The sequence below is a fragment of the Cellulomonas sp. McL0617 genome (assembly GCF_049994875.1).
Taxonomy (GTDB): domain Bacteria; phylum Actinomycetota; class Actinomycetes; order Actinomycetales; family Cellulomonadaceae; genus Cellulomonas.
Map to the genome: position 1 here is coordinate 2,014,619 of NZ_CP188256.1, position 21,702 is coordinate 2,036,320.

At 72.3% G+C, this 21,702-nt stretch carries 27 protein-coding genes; 13 read left to right on the plus strand and 14 right to left on the minus strand.

Annotated elements, in window-relative coordinates; genetic code table 11:
- The first annotated feature begins 75 nt into the window (after positions 1-75).
- The gene (locus ACPPVS_RS09075) at positions 76-489 is read left to right on the plus strand and encodes a VOC family protein (RefSeq protein ID WP_426595755.1); all 414 of its coding nucleotides are present in this window, start codon (positions 76-78) and stop codon (positions 487-489) included.
- Between the two features lie 4 nt (positions 490-493).
- Here ACPPVS_RS09075 and ACPPVS_RS09080 read toward each other — a convergent pair whose 3' ends face one another.
- A complete protein-coding gene (locus ACPPVS_RS09080; protein ID WP_426595756.1) occupies positions 494-1,045 on the minus strand; it encodes a COG4315 family predicted lipoprotein in 552 nt (183 codons plus the stop codon).
- Positions 1,046-1,182: 137 nt separating this feature from the next.
- Here ACPPVS_RS09080 and ACPPVS_RS09085 point away from each other — a divergent pair, with 137 nt between their 5' ends.
- Entirely contained in the window at positions 1,183-1,689 is a 507-nt protein-coding gene (locus ACPPVS_RS09085; RefSeq protein ID WP_426595757.1) for a sigma-70 family RNA polymerase sigma factor, read from the plus strand.
- Positions 1,686-2,375 (plus strand): anti-sigma factor family protein, encoded by a 690-nt coding sequence (locus ACPPVS_RS09090; RefSeq protein ID WP_426595758.1) that lies wholly within the window; start codon positions 1,686-1,688, stop codon positions 2,373-2,375. The genes ACPPVS_RS09085 and ACPPVS_RS09090 overlap by 4 nt, the downstream gene beginning before the upstream one ends.
- A 4-nt stretch (positions 2,376-2,379) precedes the next feature.
- Here the strand turns inward: ACPPVS_RS09090 and ACPPVS_RS09095 are convergent, their stop codons facing one another.
- The 5 genes from ACPPVS_RS09095 to ACPPVS_RS09115 are packed head-to-tail and all read right to left on the minus strand — an operon-like array spanning position 2,380 to position 7,393.
- The gene (locus tag ACPPVS_RS09095) at positions 2,380-2,718 is read right to left on the minus strand and encodes a UBP-type zinc finger domain-containing protein (RefSeq protein ID WP_426595759.1); all 339 of its coding nucleotides are present in this window, start codon (positions 2,716-2,718) and stop codon (positions 2,380-2,382) included.
- Positions 2,715-4,187 (minus strand): ATP-binding protein, encoded by a 1,473-nt coding sequence (locus tag ACPPVS_RS09100; protein WP_426595760.1) that lies wholly within the window; start codon positions 4,185-4,187, stop codon positions 2,715-2,717. The genes ACPPVS_RS09095 and ACPPVS_RS09100 overlap by 4 nt, the downstream gene beginning before the upstream one ends.
- 31 nt (positions 4,188-4,218) lie before the next feature.
- A complete protein-coding gene (locus ACPPVS_RS09105; protein WP_426595761.1) occupies positions 4,219-5,889 on the minus strand; it encodes an FAD-dependent oxidoreductase in 1,671 nt (556 codons plus the stop codon).
- Between the two features lie 53 nt (positions 5,890-5,942).
- A complete protein-coding gene (locus tag ACPPVS_RS09110; RefSeq protein WP_426595763.1) occupies positions 5,943-6,419 on the minus strand; it encodes a YbaK/EbsC family protein in 477 nt (158 codons plus the stop codon).
- Positions 6,416-7,393 (minus strand): pirin family protein, encoded by a 978-nt coding sequence (locus ACPPVS_RS09115; protein WP_426595764.1) that lies wholly within the window; start codon positions 7,391-7,393, stop codon positions 6,416-6,418. The genes ACPPVS_RS09110 and ACPPVS_RS09115 overlap by 4 nt, the downstream gene beginning before the upstream one ends.
- A 62-nt stretch (positions 7,394-7,455) precedes the next feature.
- On the opposite strand from ACPPVS_RS09115, the gene ACPPVS_RS09120 reads away from it, so the two are divergent.
- From ACPPVS_RS09120 to ACPPVS_RS09130, 3 genes are read left to right on the plus strand one after another with little or no spacing between them, the layout of a single operon-like run.
- Positions 7,456-7,935, plus strand: coding sequence for an RNA polymerase sigma factor (locus ACPPVS_RS09120; RefSeq protein WP_426595765.1), 480 nt, complete (start codon positions 7,456-7,458; stop codon positions 7,933-7,935).
- Entirely contained in the window at positions 7,932-8,537 is a 606-nt protein-coding gene (locus ACPPVS_RS09125; RefSeq protein WP_426595766.1) for a methylated-DNA--[protein]-cysteine S-methyltransferase, read from the plus strand. Before ACPPVS_RS09120 ends, ACPPVS_RS09125 begins: the two co-directional genes overlap by 4 nt.
- Before the next feature lie 10 nt (positions 8,538-8,547).
- The gene (locus ACPPVS_RS09130) at positions 8,548-8,886 is read left to right on the plus strand and encodes a DUF2277 domain-containing protein (RefSeq protein WP_426595767.1); all 339 of its coding nucleotides are present in this window, start codon (positions 8,548-8,550) and stop codon (positions 8,884-8,886) included.
- On the opposite strand, the gene ACPPVS_RS09135 is transcribed toward ACPPVS_RS09130, so the two are convergent.
- Both ACPPVS_RS09135 and mqo read right to left on the minus strand, forming a co-directional pair.
- Entirely contained in the window at positions 8,883-9,152 is a 270-nt protein-coding gene (locus ACPPVS_RS09135; RefSeq protein ID WP_426595768.1) for a hypothetical protein, read from the minus strand. The two genes, ACPPVS_RS09130 and ACPPVS_RS09135, sit on opposite strands and share 4 nt — an antisense overlap.
- A 25-nt stretch (positions 9,153-9,177) precedes the next feature.
- Entirely contained in the window at positions 9,178-10,626 is a 1,449-nt protein-coding gene (gene mqo, locus ACPPVS_RS09140) for a malate dehydrogenase (quinone) (protein ID WP_426595928.1), read from the minus strand.
- Between the two features lie 165 nt (positions 10,627-10,791).
- On the opposite strand from mqo, the gene ACPPVS_RS09145 reads away from it, so the two are divergent.
- A complete protein-coding gene (locus ACPPVS_RS09145) occupies positions 10,792-10,998 on the plus strand; it encodes a hypothetical protein (protein ID WP_426595769.1) in 207 nt (68 codons plus the stop codon).
- A 13-nt stretch (positions 10,999-11,011) separates the two neighbouring features.
- Here ACPPVS_RS09145 and ACPPVS_RS09150 read toward each other — a convergent pair whose 3' ends face one another.
- From ACPPVS_RS09150 to ligD (ACPPVS_RS09165), 4 genes are read right to left on the minus strand one after another with little or no spacing between them, the layout of a single operon-like run.
- Positions 11,012-12,103 (minus strand): App1 family protein, encoded by a 1,092-nt coding sequence (locus ACPPVS_RS09150; RefSeq protein WP_426595770.1) that lies wholly within the window; start codon positions 12,101-12,103, stop codon positions 11,012-11,014.
- Entirely contained in the window at positions 12,100-12,660 is a 561-nt protein-coding gene (locus ACPPVS_RS09155; protein WP_426595771.1) for a Dps family protein, read from the minus strand. Before ACPPVS_RS09155 ends, ACPPVS_RS09150 begins: the two co-directional genes overlap by 4 nt.
- Before the next feature lie 47 nt (positions 12,661-12,707).
- Positions 12,708-13,598: a non-homologous end-joining DNA ligase gene (gene ligD, locus ACPPVS_RS09160; protein WP_426595772.1), complete on the minus strand. Its 891-nt coding sequence runs from the start codon at positions 13,596-13,598 to the stop codon at positions 12,708-12,710.
- Positions 13,595-14,521 carry a non-homologous end-joining DNA ligase gene (gene ligD / locus ACPPVS_RS09165; protein ID WP_426595930.1) on the minus strand — a complete coding sequence of 309 codons (927 nt, stop codon included), beginning with the start codon at positions 14,519-14,521 and terminating at the stop codon, positions 13,595-13,597. The genes ligD (ACPPVS_RS09160) and ligD (ACPPVS_RS09165) overlap by 4 nt, the downstream gene beginning before the upstream one ends.
- A gap of 90 nt (positions 14,522-14,611) precedes the next feature.
- On the opposite strand from ligD (ACPPVS_RS09165), the gene ACPPVS_RS09170 reads away from it, so the two are divergent.
- The 4 genes from ACPPVS_RS09170 to ACPPVS_RS09185 all read left to right on the plus strand — a co-directional run bounded on the left by ACPPVS_RS09170 (position 14,612) and on the right by ACPPVS_RS09185 (position 17,447).
- Positions 14,612-15,472 (plus strand): Ku protein, encoded by an 861-nt coding sequence (locus ACPPVS_RS09170; protein WP_426595773.1) that lies wholly within the window; start codon positions 14,612-14,614, stop codon positions 15,470-15,472.
- The gene (locus ACPPVS_RS09175) at positions 15,469-16,515 is read left to right on the plus strand and encodes a PHP domain-containing protein (RefSeq protein ID WP_426595775.1); all 1,047 of its coding nucleotides are present in this window, start codon (positions 15,469-15,471) and stop codon (positions 16,513-16,515) included. Before ACPPVS_RS09170 ends, ACPPVS_RS09175 begins: the two co-directional genes overlap by 4 nt.
- 143 nt (positions 16,516-16,658) lie before the next feature.
- Complete coding sequence (locus tag ACPPVS_RS09180) at positions 16,659-16,940, plus strand: HU family DNA-binding protein (protein WP_426595776.1); 282 nt, start codon at positions 16,659-16,661, stop codon at positions 16,938-16,940.
- 99 nt (positions 16,941-17,039) lie between these two features.
- Positions 17,040-17,447 (plus strand): Fur family transcriptional regulator, encoded by a 408-nt coding sequence (locus ACPPVS_RS09185; protein ID WP_426595777.1) that lies wholly within the window; start codon positions 17,040-17,042, stop codon positions 17,445-17,447.
- Here ACPPVS_RS09185 and ACPPVS_RS09190 read toward each other — a convergent pair.
- Positions 17,444-17,929, minus strand: coding sequence for a DUF6328 family protein (locus ACPPVS_RS09190; protein ID WP_426595779.1), 486 nt, complete (start codon positions 17,927-17,929; stop codon positions 17,444-17,446). The two genes, ACPPVS_RS09185 and ACPPVS_RS09190, sit on opposite strands and share 4 nt — an antisense overlap.
- 41 nt (positions 17,930-17,970) lie before the next feature.
- On the opposite strand from ACPPVS_RS09190, the gene ACPPVS_RS09195 reads away from it, so the two are divergent.
- Both ACPPVS_RS09195 and ACPPVS_RS09200 read left to right on the plus strand, forming a co-directional pair.
- Complete coding sequence (locus ACPPVS_RS09195; RefSeq protein ID WP_426595780.1) at positions 17,971-19,053, plus strand: threonine aldolase family protein; 1,083 nt, start codon at positions 17,971-17,973, stop codon at positions 19,051-19,053.
- 61 nt (positions 19,054-19,114) lie between these two features.
- Complete coding sequence (locus tag ACPPVS_RS09200; RefSeq protein ID WP_426595782.1) at positions 19,115-19,666, plus strand: hypothetical protein; 552 nt, start codon at positions 19,115-19,117, stop codon at positions 19,664-19,666.
- Positions 19,667-19,773: 107 nt separating this feature from the next.
- On the opposite strand, the gene ACPPVS_RS09205 is transcribed toward ACPPVS_RS09200, so the two are convergent.
- Positions 19,774-21,564 (minus strand): DEAD/DEAH box helicase, encoded by a 1,791-nt coding sequence (locus ACPPVS_RS09205; protein WP_426595783.1) that lies wholly within the window; start codon positions 21,562-21,564, stop codon positions 19,774-19,776.
- Positions 21,565-21,702 lie beyond the last annotated feature (138 nt).

Consider the following 21,702-nt stretch of genomic DNA (forward strand, 5'->3'; position numbering starts at 1 on the left):
ACGAGCGGCGCGGCACGGATGTGACCGTTGACGGTGGGTGGGCGCGGTCCTACGGTCGGATCAGCCGGCCAGCCGATGGTCGTCTGGCCCGCGCTGGAGGCCACCATGCTCTCCGCCCACCCCGCGATCCCCGTCCTGGCAGTGACGGACATCGACCGGGCAACTGCGTTCTACGAGGGAACGCTCGGTTTCACCCACGGGGACGTCGAGACCCCCGAGGGCATCATGTACGGCGCGGCGAACGGCGGGTTCCTCGTCTACCCGTCCGGCTACGCCGGGACCAACAAGGCCACGGGCATCTCGTTCCAGATCCCCGCCGACGCCTTCGACGCCGAGATCGCCACGCTGCGCGCCAAGGGCATCGAGCTGCAGACGTTCGACGTGCCCGAGGGCGAGTGGGTCGACGGGGTGCTCACGTCCGGGCCGATGAAGTCCGCGTGGTTCGCCGACCCGGACGGGAACATCCTCAACGTGGAGTCGGGCGCCTGAGCAGTCAGCCGCCCATCATCGATCCGTCGGGAGCGATGACCCACCACACGCCGCTGTAACCCTGACCGTTGACGTCGCCGGCCGCCATGTCCTTGACGAACGTGTAGATCGGCATGCCGTCGATCGTGATCTGCTTGCCGCCGTCGGCCGCCGGGATCGTGCCCACGGTCCCGGTGACGCCGTCGACCGTCGGGGTGGCGGACATCGACTCGATCGCGGGCCAGGCGGCGGCGCAGTCGCCCGTGCACGCGCTCTTGCCCGAATCCTTGGTGTCCTTCGTGAAGAAGTAGGCCGTCATCCCCTTGCCGTCTACGACGATCTTGCCGAGCGAGCTGTTGGCCGTGGACAGGTCGGCGGCCGTCGTACCGGCGGCCGCGGCCGGGGCGGACGCGGCCGGGGCGGACGCGGCCGGGGCGGACGCGGCGGTGCTGGGGGTGCTGGAGCTCCCGCCGCCGTAGCCGCCGCCGCCGCTGCTGCCGCCGCTGGAACTCCCGCACGCGGCGAGCGTGCCGGCGGCGAACACTGCCGTGATCGATAGCAGGATGGTCTTGCGCACGATGCATCTCCTCGCTCGGGTGACCGGCGGAAGCCGGCTTACCTGGGACCACGAGACCGGGGCGGGTGAGGTTCACCGTGAGATGAACGATGCGCGCTCCGGTCCCGTTGACCGGGTAGGAGATCGGAGGAGGGCGAGTGGGCGACGAACCGGACGCGTTGATGCGCGCCCTCCACCAGGCCTACGCGCGTCCGCTGCAGTCGTACGTGGTGCGGCTCACCGGGGACCACGCGCTCGCGCAGGACGTGGTCCAGGAGGCCATGGTCCGGGCGTGGAAGCACCCGGAGGTGCTCGCCCGGGAGCAGGACGCGACGCGCGCGTGGCTGTACACGGTGGTGCGGAACCTGGTCATCGACGACCGCCGCAGCGCCCGGCACGTGCGTGAACGCACGGTCGACGAGACTCCCGACCGCGAGCAGCCCGACGAGTCGCAGGCGGTGCTCGACGCCTGGCTCGTCTCCGACGCGCTCGCCGAGCTGTCGCCGGAGCACCGCGCGGTCGTCGTCGGGGCCTACTACGGCGGCCGGTCGGTCGCCGAGCTGGCCCGTGAGCACCAGATACCCGAGGGAACCGTGAAGTCGCGCCTGCACTACGGCCTGCGCGCCCTGCGTCTCACACTGCAGGAGAGAGGAGTCTCGTCATGACCGCGGACGACGACCAGTTCCGCGACTGGGATGCCGCCTTCGTGCTCGGTGCCCTGAGCCCCGAGGACCGGCGCGCGTACGAGGACCACCTCCGCACGTGCGACGCCTGTCGGGCCGCGGTCGGCGAGCTGGCCGGCATGCCCGGCCTGCTGCGGATGGTGCCCGCCGACGAGGCGATGCACGGCGCCGACGACTTCGCCGGTGGCGAGGTGGTCCAGCTGGCGGCGCTCGCGCAGTCCGCACGTCGGGTCCGGCGCCGTCGGTTCGCCACGCTCGTCGCTCTGGCCGCCGCGCTGCTGGTCGTCGGCGGTCTGGCCGGCACGTACCTGACGCGCCAGCCCACCACCCCGCCACCGACGGCGGGCGTGACGACGACGCTGCAGCTCGAGCCGGTCGGCGCCGTCGCGGTCACCGCGGACCTGACCCTGCAGAAGAAGGGCTGGGGCACCCGCATCGACTGGTCGTGCACCTATCCCGCGGGCGCCTGGCCCGACGGCGACGGGCCCACGTACGAGCTGGTCCTCGTGGACGACGCGGGTCAGCGCAGCGTCGTGGCCACCTGGACGGCCCGCAGCACCGCGGCGCACGGGCTCGGGGCGTCGTCCAGCATGGTCACGGAGCACATCCGCCGCGTCGAGATCCGGGTGGCGGGCTCGGACACCCCGCTCGCGGCCGCGACGACCTGACGCGTCAGCGGTGGATGCGCGAGCGCCAGTCGTCCGGCACGCGCTCCGCCGGTCCCGGCACGGTCTGCTCGAGCGGGCGGTGCTCCGGGGCGGCGAGCGGTGGTCCGTCCGTGTAGTCGTCGGCGGGGTAGTCCCAGAACCAGTCCTCGCCCGGCTCGAACGTCCGCATCACCGGGTGGCCGGTCGCGCGGAAGTGGGCCGTCGCGTGCTGGGACGGGGACGTGTCGCAGCACCCGATGTGCCCGCACGTCGCGCACCGGCGCAGATGGAACCACCACCCGTCCGTCGCCTCGCACTCGACACATCCGGTGCCGCTCGGCGGGACGGCCGGGTCGATGCTCATGCGGTGGGTCCTTCGGTCGCGGAGTAGGGCAGGCGGACCCGGAACCGGGTGTCGCCCGGCTGGGAGGCGACACTCAGGTCCCCGTGGTGCTTCCCGACGACGATCCGCCAGGAGATGTCGAGCCCGAGCCCGGTGCCGGCGCCCACGGGTTTGGTGGTGAAGAACGGCTCGAAGATGCGCCCGACGACGGCGTCGGGGATGCCCGGTCCGGTGTCCGCGATCTCGACCTCGAGCCAGTCCTCCACCCGACCGGTGGTGATCGTGAGGGTGCCCGCACCGTGCATCGCCTGCGCGGCGTTGTCGATGAGGTTGGTCCACACCTGGTTGAGCTCGGCACCGAAGACGTGGATGGGCGCCAGGTCCCGGTCGTAGGCACGCACCACCGTGATCCCGTCGAGCTTGCGGTCCAGCATCGTCAGGGTGCTGTCGAGCAGCTCGTGCACGTCGAGCACCTGGTCGGGCGCGCGACCGATCTGCGAGTACTGCTTCGCGGCGCCGACGAGCGCCGAGATGCGCGTCGTCGCGTCCTCGACCTCGGACATCAGGGACTCGGTCTCCAGCGTGTACGCCAGCCAGCGCACCGCGCCCTCGAGCACCTCGTCGCCGACGCAGGACGCCACCATGTCGAGCCAGTCGGTGCCGAGCCCCGCGGTCACGAAGCTCTCGGCCAGCTCCCAGCCCCCTGCGATCTCGTGGTCGTCCATCCAGTCGCCGAGCGCGTCCTCCAGGTCGGAGACCTGCATCGCCGTCGGCGTCAGGCCCGCGGCGCGGGTGGCTGCGTACGCGTCGACCGCCTTCTCCTGCAGCCGGATGATCTGGGCCAGCTGGGCGCGGTCGTACGGGCCGTCGGCGATGAGCGCGAGCTTGTGGCGCATCCCCGCGACGCGTTCGCGGAGCGTGGCGGTGGCCCTGGTGGCGGCCGCGGCCGGGTTGTTCAGCTCGTGCGTGAGGCCCGCCGACAGCGACCCGAGCGCCTGCAGCCGCTCGCGCTGGCCGATGACCTGCTGCGAGCTCTGCTGCCCGAAGAACAGACCCTCGAGCAGGTGCACGGCCATCGGGAACCAGTCGTTCATAAAGCTGGCGAAGTCCTGCGCGCTGAGCACGTAGTACCGCGACGGTTCGAGCACCCTCAGCGTCTGGGAGTAGACCTGAGGCACGCGGTCACCCAGGTAGGCCGCCCAGGCTCCCGCGTACACGCCGACCTGGTCGGTGCGGGACACCTCGATGTCGTCGGCGCCCACCCGGCGGTACATCGCCAGGGAGCCGTCCAGCAGGACGTAGAAGTCCGTGGCGGTGTCGCCCTCCCGGTACAGGACGCCCGGGTCGATGAACTCGACGTGCCCGCGCCCGCACAGCCAGAGCAGCTGGTCGGCGCTGAGGCGTTCGAACAGGAAGAGCTTGCGCAGCTCGTCGATGTCGCACGCGAGGTGCTTGCGCGTCGTCGTCGCCGGTTCGTCGATGGTGGTCACGGCTTCTCCAGGTCCAGATGGAAGGTCGTCGTCACAGCTGCTCCAGATAACGGTGGACCAGCATGACGGCCATGGCGCCCTCGCCGACGGCGCTGGCGACCCGCTTGGCGGACTCGGCGCGCACGTCGCCGGCCGCGAACACCCCGGGGACGCTCGTCTCCAGGTGGTAGGGCGGCCGGTCGAGCGGCCACGACTCCGGGGTCTGCCCGTCGACAAGCAGATCGTGGCCCGCGCAGACGAAGCCGTGCGAGTCCCGGTTGACGACGCCCTCGAGCCACGTGGTGAGCGGTGCCGCGCCGATGAACACGAAGAGCCAACCTGTCGAGACCGTCTCCTTGTTCCCGGTCGCGATGTCGCGGAGCACGAGCTGTTCCAGGTGGTCGTCGCCGATCGCCTCGACGACCTCGGTCTGCGTGCGCACGTGGATGCGCGGATTCCGCTCCACCTGCTCGATCAGGTAGTGCGACATCGACTGCACCAGCGACGCGGCGCGCACGACGAGCGTCACCGTGCGGGCGTGCGCGGACAGGAACATGGCGGCCTGACCCGCCGAGTTCGCACCGCCGACGATGTAGATGTCCTGGTCGGTGCACGCCGTCGCCTCGGTCAGGGCCGAGCCGTAGTAGACGCCGCGCCCGGTCAGCGCCCCGATCCCCGGACCGTCGAGCTCCCGGTAGGCGACGCCGCTAGCCAGGATCACCGTGTGCGCGTCGACCGAGCTGCCGTCCGCGAACCGCACGGACCTGGCGGCGCCGTTGACCTCGAGTCCGACCGCGTCCTGCGTCAGGACGATCTCGGCCCCGAACTTCAGGGCCTGCCGACGCGCCCGGTCGGTGAGCTGCGCACCCGAGACGCCGTCGGGGAAGCCCAGGTAGTTCTCGATACGTGAGCTCTGGCCCGCCTGGCCGCCCGTGGCCGCCCGCTCGACCAGCGCGGTGCGCAGGCCCTCGGAGGCGCCGTACAGGGCCGCGCTGAGCCCGGCCGGTCCGCCGCCGATGACCACGAGGTCGTAGAACTGCTCGGCCGGCGTCACGGTCAGCCCGACCTCGGCCGCGAGCTCGGCGTCGCTGGGCGCGACGAGCGCCTTCGCCTCGGTCGTGATGACCAGCGGCAGGTCGAGCCCGTCGGCGCCCGCCGCCTCCAAGAGCCGTCGGCCCTCCGGCTCGTCGGAGGCGTACCACCGGTAGGCCACCTGGTTGCGGGCCAGGAACTCGCGGACCTCGGACGACCGCGCCGACCAGCGGTGCCCGACCACCTTGGTCTCGGCGACGCCCTTGCGCGGCGACGACTTCCACGCCTTCAGCTGCGCGTCGATCACCGGGTAGAACTTCTCCTCCGGCGGGTCCCACGGCTTGAGCAGGTAGTGGTCGAGGTCGATCACGTTCACCGCGTCGATCGCGACGTCGGTGTCGGCGTAGGCGGTGAGCAGGATGCGGCGGGCCGCCGGGAACAGGTCCATCGCCTGCTCGAGGAACTCGAGCCCGTTCATGTCCGGCATCCGGTGGTCGGCCAGGAACAGCGCGACCTGGTCGCCCCGGAGCTTGAGCTCGCGCAGGGCGTCCAGGGCGGCCGCGCCTGACTCGGCGCGCACCACCCGGAAGTGCTCGCCGTAGTGCCGCCGCAGGTCGCGCGCCACCGAACGGGACACCACCGGGTCGTCGTCCACGGTCAGCAGGACGGGCTGGCGTTGCACCTGCTCCACGAAGCTCCCTCTCGTCGAATGGTCCAGTGTGTGCGCAGAAGCGGGATCTGTCCTCAGTCTCCGACGACGAGCGGGCGACCGCCCGTGATCAGGACGAGCTCGTCGAACGTCGTCGGGAAGATCGTGTGCGGGGTGCCGCCCGCGGCCCAGACGATCGCGTGGTCGGCGAGCGCCACGTCGACGACCGTCTCGACCGGGGCCGGATGGCCGACGGGAGCGACCCCGCCGATCGCCTGACCGGTGGCGGCCCGCACCTGGTCAGGGGTGGCCCGCGCGATCACGGACCTGCCGAGGAGCGTCGCCAGCGCCGTGGTGTCCACCCGGTGGCGGCCGCTGGTGAGCACGAGCAGCGGTGCGTCGTCCGCCCAGAAGACGAGGCTGTTCGCGATCGCGCCGACCTCGACACCGAGGGCGGCCGCGGCCTCCGGTGCGGTGCGTGCGGAGTCGGGCAGCTCGCGCACCTGTCCGGTGACTCCGGCGTCGGCGAGGGCGGCGGCGACGACGCGGGAGCGGACGGGCAGCTCGGTCACTCGGGGAGTCCCTTCGGCGGCTGACGGCGGCGGGGCTGCAGGCGGATGTTGGGCAGCTCGGGGGCCGGGATCCGGGCGTCCCCGTGACCGGCCACCACCCCGAACCGGTCCGCCCGGTCCGGGGACTCCCAGTCCGCGCGTGCCTGGGCGATGTCGGCGTGGTTGCGGCCGACGAAGTTCCACCACATGACCAGGTCGTGCTCGAACGGTGCGCCGCCGAGCAGCAGCAGACGGGCGCCGTCGCGGGAGCGCAGGTGGACCGAGGACCTGCCGTCGCCGAGGTAGAGCAGCCCGCTCGGTGCGTGGGGCGTTCCGGCGACCTCGAGCGACCCGTCCAGGACGAGGATCGCGTGCTCGAACCCCGGGACCAGGGGCACGTCCGCCGACGCGCCGGCGCCGACCGTCACCTCGGTGCCCAGGAGCGGGGTGTGCACATGCGCCGGTGAGACGAGCCCGTCGAGCTGCCCGATGAAGACCGTCGCGCGGACGCCCGTCGTCTCCCAGACCGGTAGGTCGCTCACCTGCTCGAACGCGGCGGCACCCTCGGCCGCGCCCTCCGGCAGCGCGACCCACAGCTGCGCCGCGTGGATCAGGGGCTCCGAGCCGAGCGAGAACTCCGAGTGCGCCACGCCGCGGCCGGCGGTCATGAGGTTGAGCTGCCCGGGCCGGACCACCGCCTCGGAGCCGACGCTGTCGCGGTGCAGGATCTCGCCCGCGACCGGCCACGTGACGGTCTGCAGACCGGTGTGCGGATGGGGGAGCACGCGCATGTCCACGTGCTGCGGCCCGAACTCGTCGAGGAAGCACCACGCCCCGACCAGCGGCAGGCCGCGCTGCGGCAGCGTCCGACGGACCCTCATCGCGCGCACGCCGCCGAGCGGCACGTCCCGGGACGGGTGCAGCTCGACCACCGGCCCCGTGGTGGGCACCAGGTCGCACAGCTCGGGCACCGGTCGGACCTCGAGGTTCGTCACGAGCACCACCCTAAAGTCGGACCTCACACCGCGGGGGCGCCACGCGTCTGCACACTGTGAACGTGAAACAACCCTTCGAGCGGGTGGTGGTCGCGCACGGGGCCACCGTGCTGCGCGTCTGCCGAGCCGTCGTCGGGCCGGCCGACGCCGACGACGCCTGGTCGGAGACGTTCCTGGCCGCCCTGCGCGCGTACCCGGACCTGCCCGCGGACGCGAACGTCGAGGCCTGGCTGGTGACGATCGCGCACCGCAAGGCGATCGACGTGGTCCGGCGAGCGGCGCGCCAGGCGGTCCCGGTCGCGGACGTCCCGGACCGACCGGTCGAGCCCGGTGGCCGTGATCTCGACCTCTGGTCCGCGCTGGCGGCGCTGCCCGACAAGCAGCGGCACGTCGTCGCCTACCACCACCTCGGTGGGCTGCCCTACGACGACGTCGCCGGGCTGCTCGGCGGGACCGCGGCAGCCGCGCGTCGGGCGGGCGCCGACGGGATCGCGACCCTGCGCAGGACCTACCCCGGTATCGACGACGGAGGACGACGATGAGGAACGAGACGCCGAGCGGCCTGCTGAGCGTGATCGACCCGGACGACCTGGCGAGGCTGCACGCCACGCTGGAGGCCCGCGCGGGGTCGGACGTCGACATCGCCTACCGCACCGTCGACAGCCCGGTCGGTTCGCTGCTCCTGGCCCGCACCGAGGTCGGCGTCGTCCGCGTCGCCTTCGACGTGCAGGACCACGACGCGGTCCTGCAGACCCTCTCCGACGGGATCAGCCCGCGTGTCCTGGAGGCGCCCGGTCGACTCGACGACGTCGCACGCGAGCTCGACGAGTACTTCGCCGGCCGGCGCACCGGGTTCGACGTGCCGCTCGACCTGCGCCTGCTGCACGGGTTCCGCCGCGTCGTGGTCGAGCACCTGCCCGAGATCGCCTACGGCCGGACCGCGAGCTATGCCGACATGGCATCCCGGGCGGGCAGCCCGCGGGCGGTGCGCGCGGTCGGCACGGCGTGCGCGCTCAACCCCCTGCCGCTCGTCCTGCCCTGCCACCGCGTCGTGCGCTCCGACGGCTCGCCGGGCCAGTACGCCGGGGGAGCGGACGCCAAGCGGGCCCTGCTCGCCCTGGAGGCACGGGCCGTCGCCGCGTAGCGTCGGGACCATGTGCCGGAACATCACCACGCTCCGCGGCCTCGAGCCGCCCGCTACCTCCGAGGAGATCACCGCCGCGGCGCGCCAGTACGTGCGCAAGGTGACGGGAGTCCAGACGCTCAGCGACAACACCCGCGACCCGTTCGAGGCCGCCGTCGCCGAGATCGCCGCGATCACGGCTCGGCTGCTCGACGAGCTGCCCGAGCGCCGCCAGCCGCCGACCACCGTGCCGCCCCTGCGCCGCGCGGACGTGCAGGCGCGGATCGCGGCCCGCGAGGCGCACGAACGGGCGCACGAGCTGGGACTGCCCCACGAGCACGAGGACGACGACGACCTCGCCCACGTCTAGCGCAGGGGCCAGTCCACGAGCCTCGGGATCCCGGTCGGCGCGACGGCGGCCAGCGCCAGGAAGCGCGCCTCGGCCCGGTGCAGCCGGATGTGCTCGTCGAGCGACCATGTCGGCCCGTTGCTGAGCACCATCCCGCAGGCGCAGTCGATGGTGACGCGGCCGTCGTCCGTTGTGACCACCTGACCGACGGTGGTGTGCTCGGTGGCGGCACGCAGCTTGGCGTGCCGCATCTCGGCGCTGACGGCCTCAGGGGTGTGGTCTGGCACGTCCCCATGGTGCCGCACTGGGCGCCTATCGTTCGCTGTGGACCTCGTCCACGAGCTGGTCGAGCTCGAACGACTCGTCCCACTCGCCGCCGCCGAGGCTCGGCATCATGGCGCGCAGCCGGGGCTGCCACTGCGCCGAGCGCTCGGGGAAGCAGCGCTCCAGCAGGTCGAGCATCGTCGCGACGGCCGTCGACGCGCCGGGGGACGCGCCGAGCAGCCCGGCGATCGAGCCGTCGGCCGACGTCACGAGCTCGGTACCGAACTCGAGCACCCCGCCCAGCTTCTTGTCCCGCTTGATCACCTGGACACGCTGACCGGCGGTGATGAGCTCCCAGTCGCGCGGGTGCGCGCTCGGCATGAAGGCGCGCAGCGTCCGCAGACGGTCCGTGTCGTTCGCCGTGACCTCGCCCACCAGGTACTTCACCAGGTCGAGGTTCTTGAGCCCGACGGCGAGCATCGGGACGATGTTGCCGGGACGCACAGAGCGCAGCAGGTCCGTCCAGGAGCCGTTCTTCAAGAACTTCATGCTCCAGCCGGCGTACGGCCCGAACATCAGAGCTGAACCGCCGTCGACGACCCGGGCGTCGAGGTGCGGCACCGACATCGGGGGAGCCCCCACGTCGGCCTTGCCGTACACCTTCGCCTGGTGGGCGGCGACGATCGACGGGTTGGTGGTGCGCAGGAACTGCCCGCTGATCGGGAAGCCGCCGAAGCCCTTGGCCTCCGGGATGCCGGAGCGCTGCAGCAGTCGCAGCGCACCACCGCCCGCGCCGATGAACACGAACCGGGCGCGCACCTTGCGGCTGCGCACGTGCCCGTTCCAGCGGCGGTCCTTGATGCGCAGCTTCCACGAGCCGTCGCGACGCTGCGCGAGCCGGGTGACCTCGCTCTCCAGGTGCAGACGAGCCCCGCGGGCGACGGCGTCGGCCACCATCGCGTTGGTGAGGCGACCGAAGTCGACGTCCGTCCCGGCTGCCGAGCGCGTCGCCGCGATCACCTCGTCGTCCGACCGGTCGAGGGTGAGCAGCGGCGCCCACCGCGCGATTTGCGCGGGGTCCGTGCTGAACTCGAGGTCGTCGAAGAGCGGGTGCTCGCGCAGGGTCTCGTAGCGGCGGCGCAGGTAGTCGGCGTTCGCCTCGCCGCGCACGAACGTCATGTGTGGGGTGCTGGACAGGAAGCCGTCGCCGCCCGGCAGGCGGTTCGCGGTGGCCAGGTGGTTCCACAGCTCGCGGGAGAGCTCGAACTGCTCGTTGATCGCCACGGCCTTGCTGATGTCGATCGATCCGTCGGCACGCTCGGGCGTGTAGTTGAGCTCGCAGAGGGCCGCATGGCCGGTGCCCGCGTTGTTCCAGGCGTTCGTGCTCTCCTGGGCCAGACCGGACCGGACCTCGTGGATCTCGACCGTCCAGGTGGGCTCCAGCGTCGTGATCAGGGCGGCCAGCGTGGCGCTCATGATCCCGCCGCCGACGAGCATGACATCCACTGTCTCTTCGCGTTCCGGCACGTCTTCGATCGTATGTTGACGTCGAGATACCTCCACGTCCGCAGCCTGTGATCTTGGTCGCGGGCCTAGGTCACACTTCGGACCGATCGGCGGTCGGTGCGTGCATCGGCGACCGGCGCGCGGTAGAACCGAAGCATGAGCCGCGACCGGGACCTGACCTCCGACCCGTCCGCCGAGCACCTCGCGGACCACCTGCAGTCGCAGGCCGACCTCGACGCCGCCGACGCGCGCTCGGGCGGGAATGCGTCGCGCGCGCCGCGGTCGCTGCACGAGGTGGAGCTGGTGGCCGACGACGAGGCGATCGCCAGCAGCGACGAGTGGGACGACCCCGAACGGCTCTGAGCCGCGCCACCGCTCAGCGCAGCCGGATCCCGCGCGCCCTCAGCTGTCGCGCGAGAGAGGCTCCGTCGGGACCCTGGATCACCGGGATGCCGTCGCGGTGGGCTCTCAGCTCGGCTCGCAGCGAGTCGGTGGTGGGCGCGGGCACGCCGTGCGCCAGGACGTGCTCCGTGAACGTGAGCTGCCGGATCAGGATCGCGCGCACGTGGTCCGGGTGGTGCTGGGCGGCGCCGGCATAGATCTGCGGGTCGCGCTGGCCGTCGTCGCCCACGAGCACCCACTGCACGTGCGGGAGCTCGCGCATGAGCCGTCGCAGCTGCGTGATCTTGTGGGTCGGGCCGCTGCGGAACCACCCGCTGTTGGTGGGCCCCCAGTCCGTCATCAGCATGGGACCGGCCGGGAAGCGGTACTGACGCAGGAACCGGCCGACCGTCGGCGCCGCGTTCCAGGCGCTGGTCGACAGGTAGACCACGGGAAGCCGGTGGTCCCCGTCCAGGAGCTCGGCGTACAGGGACGACATGCCCTGGACCGGCTCGCGGGCGTTCTCGTGCCGCATGAACACGTTCCACGCCGCGACCAGCGGGCGGGGCAGGCGCGTGACCATCACCGTGTCGTCGATGTCGCTGACGATCCCGAAGCGGGCGTCCGGCCCGATCACGTGCACGGGCGCCGTGGCCGCCGCGCCGTCCTGCGTCAGGATCTCCACGTCGTGCCACCCGGGCTCCAGGTCCGCCGTCAGCACCACGTCGATGTAGCCGCCGCGGTCGGTCGTGACGTAGTGGACCCGGCCGCCCACCTGGACCTGGAGCACGGCACCGGACACCTGGGCGGTCGCGAAGCTGCGCCAGCCGCGCAGCGCCGGCGCGGTCGGCGCGCCCACCTGCGCGTTGCGGCCCGCACCGGGCAGGTCGGCGGCGCGCACGATCGGGGCGGCGAGCAGGGCGCGGGCCATCACGCGCATCCATCCGGGGCCGCCGTAGCTGGCGTACGGCTCGACCCGAACGGTCCAGCCGCGCGTACGCAGCCGGGCCTCGACCCTGCGGTCGATCGCGCTCTCGACGCGCGCCGCCAGGTGTGGTCGAGCGCTGCGTGTGCCGGCAGCTGTCATGCGTCGTCCTTCACGCCGGCTTTCTTCGCCGAGGCCTTCTCGGTCGTGGACGCGCCCGTGGTCAGAGCGCCACCCACCGACTCGAGGTGCGCGCGCACGAACCAGTGGAAGAGCTCGAGCTCGTGCAGGTGCCCGATGAGCAGGTCGTTGGTGACCGGGTCGCTCTCCTCGGTGTCGGCGGCAGCCTGCCGGTGCGCGGTGATGACCCCGACATAGACGACGTCCAGCGCGCCGAGGTGCGCGATCGCGCTGTCGCGGCCGATCGAGTAGTCGTCCCAGGTGCGGTTCTCGACGAGCGCGCCCGGCGTCCCGACCGGGGCGACCCCCAGCGTCGCGATGCGCTCGGCGATGGCATCGACCATCAGTCGCACGGCGTCGACCTGGGGGTCGAGCATCTCGTGCACGGCGATGAAGTGCGGGCCCACCACGTTCCAGTGGATGTGCTTGAGCGTGAGCGCCAGGTCGTTGAGGGCGTCGAGCCGGCCCTGCAGGACGGCGGCGACGTCGGCCCCCTGCTGGGGCGTGAGCGACGGGACGGTGTACTTGGGCAGCGCCATGGTGATCTCCTTCGACCTGTTTGGTGCCGCTACGTTGCCCCAGGCGCTCACCGCCCGCCATCCGAGAAGGGGTCACCGCGCTCGGCGTACCGTGCCACCACCTCGTCGGGCGTCAGCTGGGCGAGCCCCGGTCCGATCTCGTCCCACCACCGCGGCGCCGCGGCGTGCGGCATCTCGCGCCCGCGCAACGAGTACGGCGTGATCGTGGTCTTGCTCGGGTGGTTCTGCGACCAGTCGATGAGCACCTTCCCGCCCCGCAGGTCCTTCTTCATGATGGCGACCACGAGCTCCGGGCGGGCGGCGGCGATCTCGTAGGCGATGTCGTGGGCGTACTGCCGCACCTCCATGACCGTCTGCGTCCCGGGCAGCGGCGCGTAGAGCTGCATGCCCTTGCTGCCCGAGGTCACGGGCACGATCACGTCGAGACCGTCCGCGCGGAGCCGGTCGGCGACGAGGTGCGCGACCGTGGCGCAGGCGTCGAGCCCGGCCGGGGGACCCGGGTCGAGGTCGACGACGAGCCGGTCGGGCTTGTGCACGCCACCGCGGGGGCCCACCCGCCACTGCGGCGTGTGCAGCTCGAGCGCGCCCTGGTTGGCGGCCCAGACGAGTCCTGCCAGGTCGTCCAGGAACGGGAGCTCCAGCACCGCGCCCTCGTCGTCGCTACCCGGCGCGGCCCTGATCTTCTGCCGACGGACCCACGCGGGCGCGCCGCGGGGTGTGTTCTTCTCGAAGAACTTCTCGCCGTCCACGCCGTCGGGCCAGCGGATGCGCGTGACGGGTCGGTCCTCGAGCTGGGCCAGCAGCGCGGGCGCGATGCCGACCGAGTAGCTCATGACCTCGGCCTTCGTCATCCCGGTGGCGGGGTACATGACCTTCTCGAGGTGGCTCACGCGCACCGCGCGCCCGTCCACGTCGACCATCTGCCGCTCGGGCGTCACGGCTGCTCCCAGGGGTCCGCGTCGGTGTCGGTGCGCACGCCACGGACCACCGGCTGGCGCAGTCGGCCCGTGGGGTTGCGGGCCAGGTACAGCGTGTCGACGACCACCACCGGGTCGACCCAGCGGGTCCCACGCGCATCCACGAGCGGGATCTCCTCGTCGAACGGCGAGTCGGCCCGCTCGTGCCCCTCGAGAAGCTCCCGCATGCGCGCAGCCCTCGGACCGCTGAGCCCGCTGCCCGCGCGGCCGAGGAACCGCAGCCTGCCGTCGGTGTCGCGGGCGCCGAACAGCACCGCGCCGAGGCGCCCCGACCCGGTGGTCTCGGGGCGCCAGCCGCAGACGAGCGCGGCGCGCGTCCGGCGGTGCGGCGCCTTGACCCAGTCGTCGGAACGGCGACCCGGCTGGTAGGTCGACGAGCGCCGCTTGGCCACGACGCCCTCGAGCCCGAGCTGCTCGGTGACGCCCCAGAGGTCCTGACCGTCCTCGTAGACGGGGGAGAGCTGGACGTTCTCGGGAAGGGCGAGCCGTTCGAGGATCGCTCGGCGCTCGTCGTAGGACGAACGGGTGAGGTCCGCGCCGTCTGCCCGCGGGACGTCGAACACCATGAACGTCACCGGCTGACGGGCGGCCAGGGCTGCCGCCCGGCGGACGTCGCGCACGTGCATGCGCTCCGCGAGGGCGGTGAACGAGGGGATGCCGTCGGCCAGCAGCACGATCTCGCCGTCGAGGATCATGTCGTCCAGCGCCGCCAGGCCGGCGAGCTCCGGGTAGGCGGGCGTGATCTCGCGCTCCTGCCGGCTCCACAGCCGCAGGTCGCCGGACGTGGTGTCGGCGAGGGCCCGGACCCCGTCCCACTTGACCTCGAACGACCACTGCGACCCGCGCGGAAGCTCCGTCGGACCGGTCGCGGGGGTGGCGAGCATGGGCTCCACGGGTCCATCCTGCCTGGTAGCAGGCGCGCCTGTGGAGCGAGCAGCTGCGCGATGGAACCTCACGGGACGGACACCTTCACCATGCGAGCGATCTGGAAGGGCTCGGTCGCCTTCGGGCTGGTCAACGTGCCCGTGCGGCTGTACTCGGCGACCGGGGAGCACGAGGTGACCCTGCACCAGGTGCACCGCGAGGACGGCGGCCGCATCCGGTACCGCAAGTTCTGCAGCATCGACGGCGAGCCGGTCGAGATGTCGGACATCGCCAAGGGCTACGAGACCGAGGACGGCGAGCTGGTCGTCCTGACCGACGAGGACTTCCGCTCGCTGCCCCTGTCCACCGAGCGCGAGATCGAGGTTCTCGAGTTCGTCCCGGTGGACCAGGTGGACCCGATCCTGCTGCAGAAGACGTACTACCTGGAGCCAGAGAAGGCCGCTGCGAAGCCGTACGCGCTGCTGCGCGGCGCCCTCGAGCAGGCCGACCGTGTCGCCGTGGTCAAGGTGGCGCTGCGGCAGCGCGAGTCGATGGCGATCCTGCGGGTGCGCGACAAGGTCATCGTCATGCAGACGCTCCTGTGGCCCGACGAGATCCGCGCGGTCGACTTCCCGGTCCTGGACGACGAGGTCACGGTCCGGCCGCAGGAGCTTGCGATGGCGTCGTCGCTGGTCGACTCGCTGGCCGCGGACTTCGACCCGAACCAGTACGAGGACCGCTACGCGGGAGCGCTGGAGGCGATGATCGCGGCCAAGGTCTCCTCCGGGGACACCCAGTCCGTCCCGGTTCCGCCGGGCGAGGAGACCTCCGGTGACGGCGGCGGCGACGTGGTCGACCTGCTCGCGGCCCTGCAGCGCAGCGTCGAGAAGGCCCGGAGCGCGCGCGGCGAGGAGCCGTCGAAGGACGAGGCGGCCGAGGCCCCGAAGAAGAGCAAGACCAAGGCATCGTGAGCCCGGCCGACCGCTCGGCGTCCGACCGGCAGGCGGACGCCGTCGCCGCGCTGCGCCGGATCGCGTTCCTGCTCGAGCGGGCGCAGGCCAGCGCCTACCGCAGCGAGGCCTTCCGCAAGGCGGCCGTGAGCGTCGAGAGGCAGGACCCCGGGCGGCTGGGCGTGCTGGAGACCACGGGCGCGCTGGCCACGCTGCCGTCGGTCGGCGCTCGCACCGCGGACGTCGTCGCGCACGTGCTGCGGGGCAAGCCGGTCGAGTACCTCGACACGCTCGAGGAGGAGTACGCGTCGTCGACGCTGGACCCGGCAGCGGCCCTCCTGCGGGCCGCGCTCCGCGGGGACCTGCACGCCCACACCGAGGCGAGCGACGGGTCCACGCCCATCCAGGAGATGGTGCTGGCCGCGATGGAGCTCGGGCACGACTACCTGGCGATCACCGACCACTCGCCGCGTCTCACGGTGGCCAACGGGCTGTCCGCCCCGCGGCTGCGCGGCCAGCTCGAGCAGGTCGCTGCCCTGAACCGCGTGGTCGGGCCGTTCCGCGTGCTCACCGGCATCGAGGTGGACATCCTGGACGACGGCGGCCTCGACCAGGAGCCGGACCTGCTCGACCGGCTGGACGTCGTCGTCGCGTCGGTGCACTCCAAGCTGCGCATGGACCGCGGCCCGATGACCGAGCGGATGCTCGCTGCCGTGCGCAACCCGCGCACGGACGTCCTCGGACACTGCACGGGCAGGCAGATCAAGGGCAAGAGCCGCCCGCAGAGCGAGTTCGACGCCCGCCGCGTGTTCGACGCCTGCGCCGAGCACGGAGTGGCCGTGGAGATCAACTGCCGACCCGACCGGCTGGACCCGCCGCACGAGCTGCTGGACGTCGCGATCGAGGCCGGCTGCCTGTTCTCGATCGACACGGACGCCCACGCGCCGGGCCAGCTCGACTGGCTCCCGGCGGGCTGCGAGCGGGCCGCGCAGCACGATCTCGACCCGGCGCGCATCATCACGACGTGGCCGCTCGAGGAGCTGTTGGCTCGCTCACACAGGTGACACGAGACGCCCCAGATCGGCTTGTTGGCCCTTCACGGGTTAGTGTCAGCCGGTCGCCCCGGGCCTTGATCTCTTCTGCGTGCCCGGGAACACCTCGGCCCGCACCTGGGCCCGCATTCCCGAGTGAACAAGGAGCACATCCAGTGAGCGTGAACCGCACCGAGCTCGTCCAGGCCCTCGCCGCCAAGGCGGGCCTCACCAACACGGACGCCGACAAGGCCCTCAAGGCCTTCCAGGAGGTCGTGGTCGAGAACCTCGCCAAGGGCGAGGCCGTCACGATCCCCGGTTTCCTCGCCGTCGCCCGCGCCGAGCGTGGTGCCCGGACCGGTATCAACCCGCAGACCGGTGAGAAGCTCGAGATCCCCGCGGGCTTCCGCGTGAAGCTCACCGCAGGCAGCGCCCTCAAGCGCGCCGTGCAGGGCTGACGCAGCACCGCAGCACATCAGGCCGGGCCCCCGATCCGCACGGATCGGGGGCCCGGCCTCGTATGATCTTGGGAACGACTCTCAGGAAGGTGGCTCGTGATGGTGGTCGTCCCGCGCCAGACGCGGCAGCGCGCCGAGATCCTCGACCTGCTCGAGGACGTCGACGAGTTCCGCAGCGCGCAGCAGCTGCACGAGATCCTGCGCTCCCGGGGCTCGAGCGTCGGTCTGGCCACCGTGTACCGGGCCGTGCAGAGCCTGTCCGAGCACGGTGACGTCGACGTGCTGCGGACCGAGGAGGGCGAGTCGGTCTACCGCCTGTGCGAGCAGCGCAGCCACCACCATCACCTCGTGTGCCGCTCGTGCGGGCGCACGGTCGAGATCGAGGCGGGTCAGGCCGAGGCCTGGGCCGCCCAGGTCGGGGCCGCGAACGGGTTCGACGACGTCGAGCACACCATCGAGCTCGTCGGGACCTGCGCGGCCTGCCGGGAGGCCGAGGCCCGCAGCTAGCGGGCGGTCCGACGTCCGATGAACTCGGGCAGCGCCCACCAGCAGGCACTCAGCAGGACGATGGCCCCCACGCCGATGAGCCGGCCGGCCGTGCGCCCGAGCACCACGTCGAACAGGAGCATCGCGCCTCCGGCCAGGACGAGTGCCAGCACGAACAGGCCGGTCCTGGCGAAGACGTTCCCGGCGGCGACGAGCTGCGGCTTGAGACGTCGGCGGAAGAGCACCCGGTGCATGCTGACCGGCGTGAGGAGCAGTGCCGTGGCCAGCACCGCCAGGAGCACCAGCACCAGGTAGAGGTTGCGCTGGTAGGTGTCCAGCGTCGCGAAGCGCTGCTGGAACGGGATGGTGAGCAGGAAGCCCGTGAGGATCTGCGTCCCCGTCTGGGACACGCGCAGCTCCTGCAGGAGCTCGTTCCAGTTGCGGTCGGCCCGCTCGTTGGCCGACTCGGTCCGACCGTCGTCCGGGTCCACGTCGGGCTTCACCCGCCACCTCCTCATCGACCACTCTGCGAGCTGCTCGGATCATGCCCCACGGGGACGCCCAGGGCACACTTGTCCCCGTGACCCGACTGCACGATGCCGACCGCCGCGACTTCGCCTCCGACAACTACGCCGGGACGCACCCCGAGATCCTCGTCGCGGTCGCGGAGGCGAACGGAGGCCACCAGACCGCGTACGGCGAGGACGTCTACACGGCCCACCTCCAGTCGGTGGTCCAGCAGCACTTCGGGCCGACGGCCACCGTCTTCCCGGTGTTCAACGGCACCGGCGCGAACGTGCTCTCGCTGCAGTCGCTCCTGCCTCGGTGGGGTGCCGTGATCTGCGCCGAGACGGCCCACATCCACACCGACGAGGGCGGCGCTCCCGAGCGGGTCGGTGCCCTCAAGCTCCTGACGGTGCCCACCCCGGACGGCAAGCTCACCCCCGACCTCGTGGCCACGCAGGCGTGGGGGTTCGGCGACGAGCACCGCGCACAACCGGGCGTCGTGTCGATCACGCAGAGCACCGAGCTGGGCACGCTCTACACGCCCGACGAGATCCGCGCCCTCGCCGACCAGGCCCACGCGCTCGGACTGCGGCTGCACCTCGACGGCGCCCGCATCTCGAACGCCGCCGCGGCGCTGGGCCTGCCGCTGCGCGCCTTCACCACCGACGTCGGTGTCGACGTCGTGTCGCTCGGTGGGACCAAGAACGGCCTGCTGTTCGGCGAGGCGGTCGTCGTGCTGACCCCGGGGTCGGACGGCGGCCTGACCTACCTGCGCAAGCTCGACATGCAGCTGTCCTCGAAGATGCGGTTCGTCTCCGCCCAGCTCATCGCCCTGTACGAGGGTGACCTGTGGCTGCGGTCGGCGGCGCACGCGAACGCCATGGCGAGCCGGCTGCGCAGGGGCATCGAGCACCTGCCGGGTGTCCACGTCACGCGCCCGACCGAGGCGAACGGCGTGTTCGTCGTCTTCCCGACAGGTGTTGCCGACTCGTTGCGCCGCAGGTGGCGGTTCTACGACTGGGACGTCGCCACGGGCGAGGTCCGGCTCATGTGCTCGTTCGACACCACCGAGGCCGACGTGGACGAGCTCGTCGCGGCGGTGGAGGCGGCGGTCTCCTGACGGGGGACCGTCACCCTCACGGACCTCGCCGTCGAGGCCCGCGGATGGGAGCCTTCGGTCCATGACGCTCGCCGAGGACTCCGCGGTGACCACGCCGGTGCGGCGTCGCCGCGTCCTCGTCGTCGGCGTCCTGATCGTCACGGCGGCCGTGGCCGCCGTGGGGGCTCGGGCGTGGCTCGGGTCCGGTCTGGTACTGCCCGCGGGCGACGCGGTGTGCATCCCGCGCGCCAGCGATGGGCCGCTCGTCGTCGGTGCGGCGCTGCTGACGAACGACGGACGCCTCCCGCTCCGGGTGGAGTCCGTCGCGCCGGCGCGTGACGGTGCCCTGGAACAGGGGGAGGGGCTGTGGGCCAAACGGCTCGACCGCGACGGCGACGTCGCGGTGGGAGCCAGCGTCTCCGCCGCCGAGCTCGCGGGCTACACGCGCATCGACGCCGACGGGCTGCTGGTCGCGCAGGGTGAGCAGTGGAGCCTGGTGACCACCGTGGAGTCACCCCCCGCAGGCGGTCGACTCGACGGCTTCGTGACGGTGTGGACGCGCGGACCGTTCGAGTACCACAGCCGTAGCGGTCCGACGCTGACCGTCGTCCCGGCGGGGGACTCCTGCGGATGAGGCGCGCGAGTTCTCGCGCACAGACCGGACAGGCCCCCTTCCGTGCCGCCGAAGGGGCACGGAAGGAGGCCTGTGGTCAGGTGGGACGACACGCCCGCTGACGAGGGTCAGGCGCGGCCGCGGGCCGGGCCGTGGCTGGGGCGCGAGGCACCCTGGCCCGGGCGGGGGCCCGTGTCCTGACGGATCCGCAGCGGGCGACCGGCGACGCGCGTGCGCGCCAGGCGGTCGATGACCTCGGGGGTCAGGCCGCCCGGCAGGTCGACCAGCGCGAAGCTGCCGAAGATGTCGATCTTGCCGACGTCCTTGCCGGTCAGGCCGCCCTCGCCGGTGAGCGCGCCCACGAGGGCACCCGGCTGCAGGCCGTCACGGTGACCGACGGCGACCCGCCAGCGCGGCGCACCGCCCGCGATGTGCGTGTTGTTGTTGCGACGCTCGCCCCGCTCGGGACGGTCGTAGCCGCGGTCGCCGCTCCGGCCGCTCGCGTACTCGTGGTCACGGTCGCCACGGTTCCCACCGGTGAGGTGGGCGCGGGAGAGCGCGTCGTCCAGGTCGTCGCCCGTGGCGGCCACAGGGCCCTCGTCGCCGACCGCGAGGGCCGTGAGCGCGACGAGCAGGTCGACGGGGTCCAGACCGGGGTTCTGCGCCAGGTGCACGGCGATGGCCTCGCGGTACAGGTCCAGGCGACCGATCTCGGTGCGCTCGGCCGTGCGGGCCAGCAGGCCGCTGACCTTGTGCGCGGACACCTCGACGGGCGTCGGGATCTCGACCTGGATGAGGGACTGGCGCGTGGTCCGCTCGATCTGGCGCAGGCGCGACTGCTCGGCGGGCGTGACGAACGACAGTGCCTCGCCCTCGCGGCCCGCGCGGCCGGTGCGGCCGATGCGGTGCACATACGTCTCGGGCTCGCGCGGCACGTCGAAGTTCACGACGAGGCCGATGCGGTCCACGTCGAGCCCACGGGCCGCGACGTCGGTGGCGACGAGGACGTCCAGGGCGCCCGACCGCAGGCGGTCGACGATCTTCTCGCGCTCGGTCTGGGCGACGTCGCCGGAGATGAACGCGGCGGAGATTCCGCGCTCGACCAGCGCGCTGCCGACCTCCTCGGCCGCACCACGGGTGCGGACGAACACGATCGCGGCGTCGGCCTCGGACACGGCGAGCACGCGGGCGAGCGCACCGGTCTTGTGGCGGTGGGGGACCACGGCGTACGTCTGGCGGACGCTGGTCACCGTGGACGCCTGGCGCGAGACCGTGATCTCGACCGGACGGTTCAGGTGCTGCTCGGCGACCCGGCGGATGGGCGGCGGCATCGTCGCGGAGAACAGGGCGACCTGACGCTCCTTGGGCGCCGCCGAAAGCACCTTGTCGACGTCCTCGGCGAAGCCCATGCGCAGCATCTCGTCGGCCTCGTCGAGCACGAGGAAGCGGACGTCGTCCATCTTCAGCGTGCGACGCTCGAGGTGGTCGATGACGCGACCGGGGGTGCCGACGACCACCTGGGCGCCTCGGGCCAGCGCGCGCTGCTGCGGCAGGAACGGCGAGCCGCCGTACACCGCGAGCACGTTCAGGCCGGGCAGGTGCGTGGCGAACGACTGGATCGCGTCGGCGACCTGCATGGCGAGCTCGCGCGTCGGCGTCAGGACGACCGCCTGCACGGCGTGCACGTCCGGGTCGATCGAGGCGAGCAGCGGCAGACCGAACGCGGCGGTCTTGCCGGTGCCGGTCTGGGCGACACCGACGATGTCGCGGCCGCTCAGCAGGGCGGGGACGGCCTGCGCCTGGATGGCGGAGGGAGTGGTGAAGCCGAGGTCGGCGATCGCGGCCTCGAGCGCCGGGGGCAGACCCAGCTCGTCGAAGGTGCCGTTCTCGGGCATGGCAGAGGGCGCAACAGAACTCATGAAAAGGGGGAACCGATCATCGCGGGGCGGAGCCCTGAACCGTGCACCGGGACGGCGAACAGCGGGTCGCAGCCCCGGACCACCCAGTGGCGACCGCATCTCGCGGTGCCTAGACCTCACAACAAGAGGCGGGCCCCG

What these genes read in the sequence shown, in the direction of transcription:
- ACPPVS_RS09075 (WP_426595755.1), top strand. Translation starts at nt 76, where the DNA reads ATGGTCGTCTGGCCCGCGCTGGAGGCCACCATGCTCTCCGCCCACCCC.
- ligD (WP_426595930.1), bottom strand. Translation starts at nt 14,521, where the DNA reads ATGCTCGCCACCCCCGCGACCGGTCCGACGGAGCTTCCGCGCGGGTCG.
- ACPPVS_RS09150 (WP_426595770.1), bottom strand. Translation starts at nt 12,103, where the DNA reads ATGACAGCTGCCGGCACACGCAGCGCTCGACCACACCTGGCGGCGCGC.
- ACPPVS_RS09145 (WP_426595769.1), top strand. Translation starts at nt 10,792, where the DNA reads ATGAGCCGCGACCGGGACCTGACCTCCGACCCGTCCGCCGAGCACCTC.
- ACPPVS_RS09185 (WP_426595777.1), top strand. Translation starts at nt 17,040, where the DNA reads ATGGTGGTCGTCCCGCGCCAGACGCGGCAGCGCGCCGAGATCCTCGAC.
- ACPPVS_RS09125 (WP_426595766.1), top strand. Translation starts at nt 7,932, where the DNA reads ATGAGGAACGAGACGCCGAGCGGCCTGCTGAGCGTGATCGACCCGGAC.
- ACPPVS_RS09155 (WP_426595771.1), bottom strand. Translation starts at nt 12,660, where the DNA reads ATGGCGCTGCCCAAGTACACCGTCCCGTCGCTCACGCCCCAGCAGGGG.
- ACPPVS_RS09200 (WP_426595782.1), top strand. Translation starts at nt 19,115, where the DNA reads ATGACGCTCGCCGAGGACTCCGCGGTGACCACGCCGGTGCGGCGTCGC.
- ACPPVS_RS09195 (WP_426595780.1), top strand. Translation starts at nt 17,971, where the DNA reads ATGCCCCACGGGGACGCCCAGGGCACACTTGTCCCCGTGACCCGACTG.
- ACPPVS_RS09130 (WP_426595767.1), top strand. Translation starts at nt 8,548, where the DNA reads ATGTGCCGGAACATCACCACGCTCCGCGGCCTCGAGCCGCCCGCTACC.
- mqo (WP_426595928.1), bottom strand. Translation starts at nt 10,626, where the DNA reads ATGCTCGTCGGCGGCGGGATCATGAGCGCCACGCTGGCCGCCCTGATC.
- ACPPVS_RS09090 (WP_426595758.1), top strand. Translation starts at nt 1,686, where the DNA reads ATGACCGCGGACGACGACCAGTTCCGCGACTGGGATGCCGCCTTCGTG.
- ACPPVS_RS09205 (WP_426595783.1), bottom strand. Translation starts at nt 21,564, where the DNA reads ATGAGTTCTGTTGCGCCCTCTGCCATGCCCGAGAACGGCACCTTCGAC.
- ACPPVS_RS09170 (WP_426595773.1), top strand. Translation starts at nt 14,612, where the DNA reads ATGCGAGCGATCTGGAAGGGCTCGGTCGCCTTCGGGCTGGTCAACGTG.
- ACPPVS_RS09095 (WP_426595759.1), bottom strand. Translation starts at nt 2,718, where the DNA reads ATGAGCATCGACCCGGCCGTCCCGCCGAGCGGCACCGGATGTGTCGAG.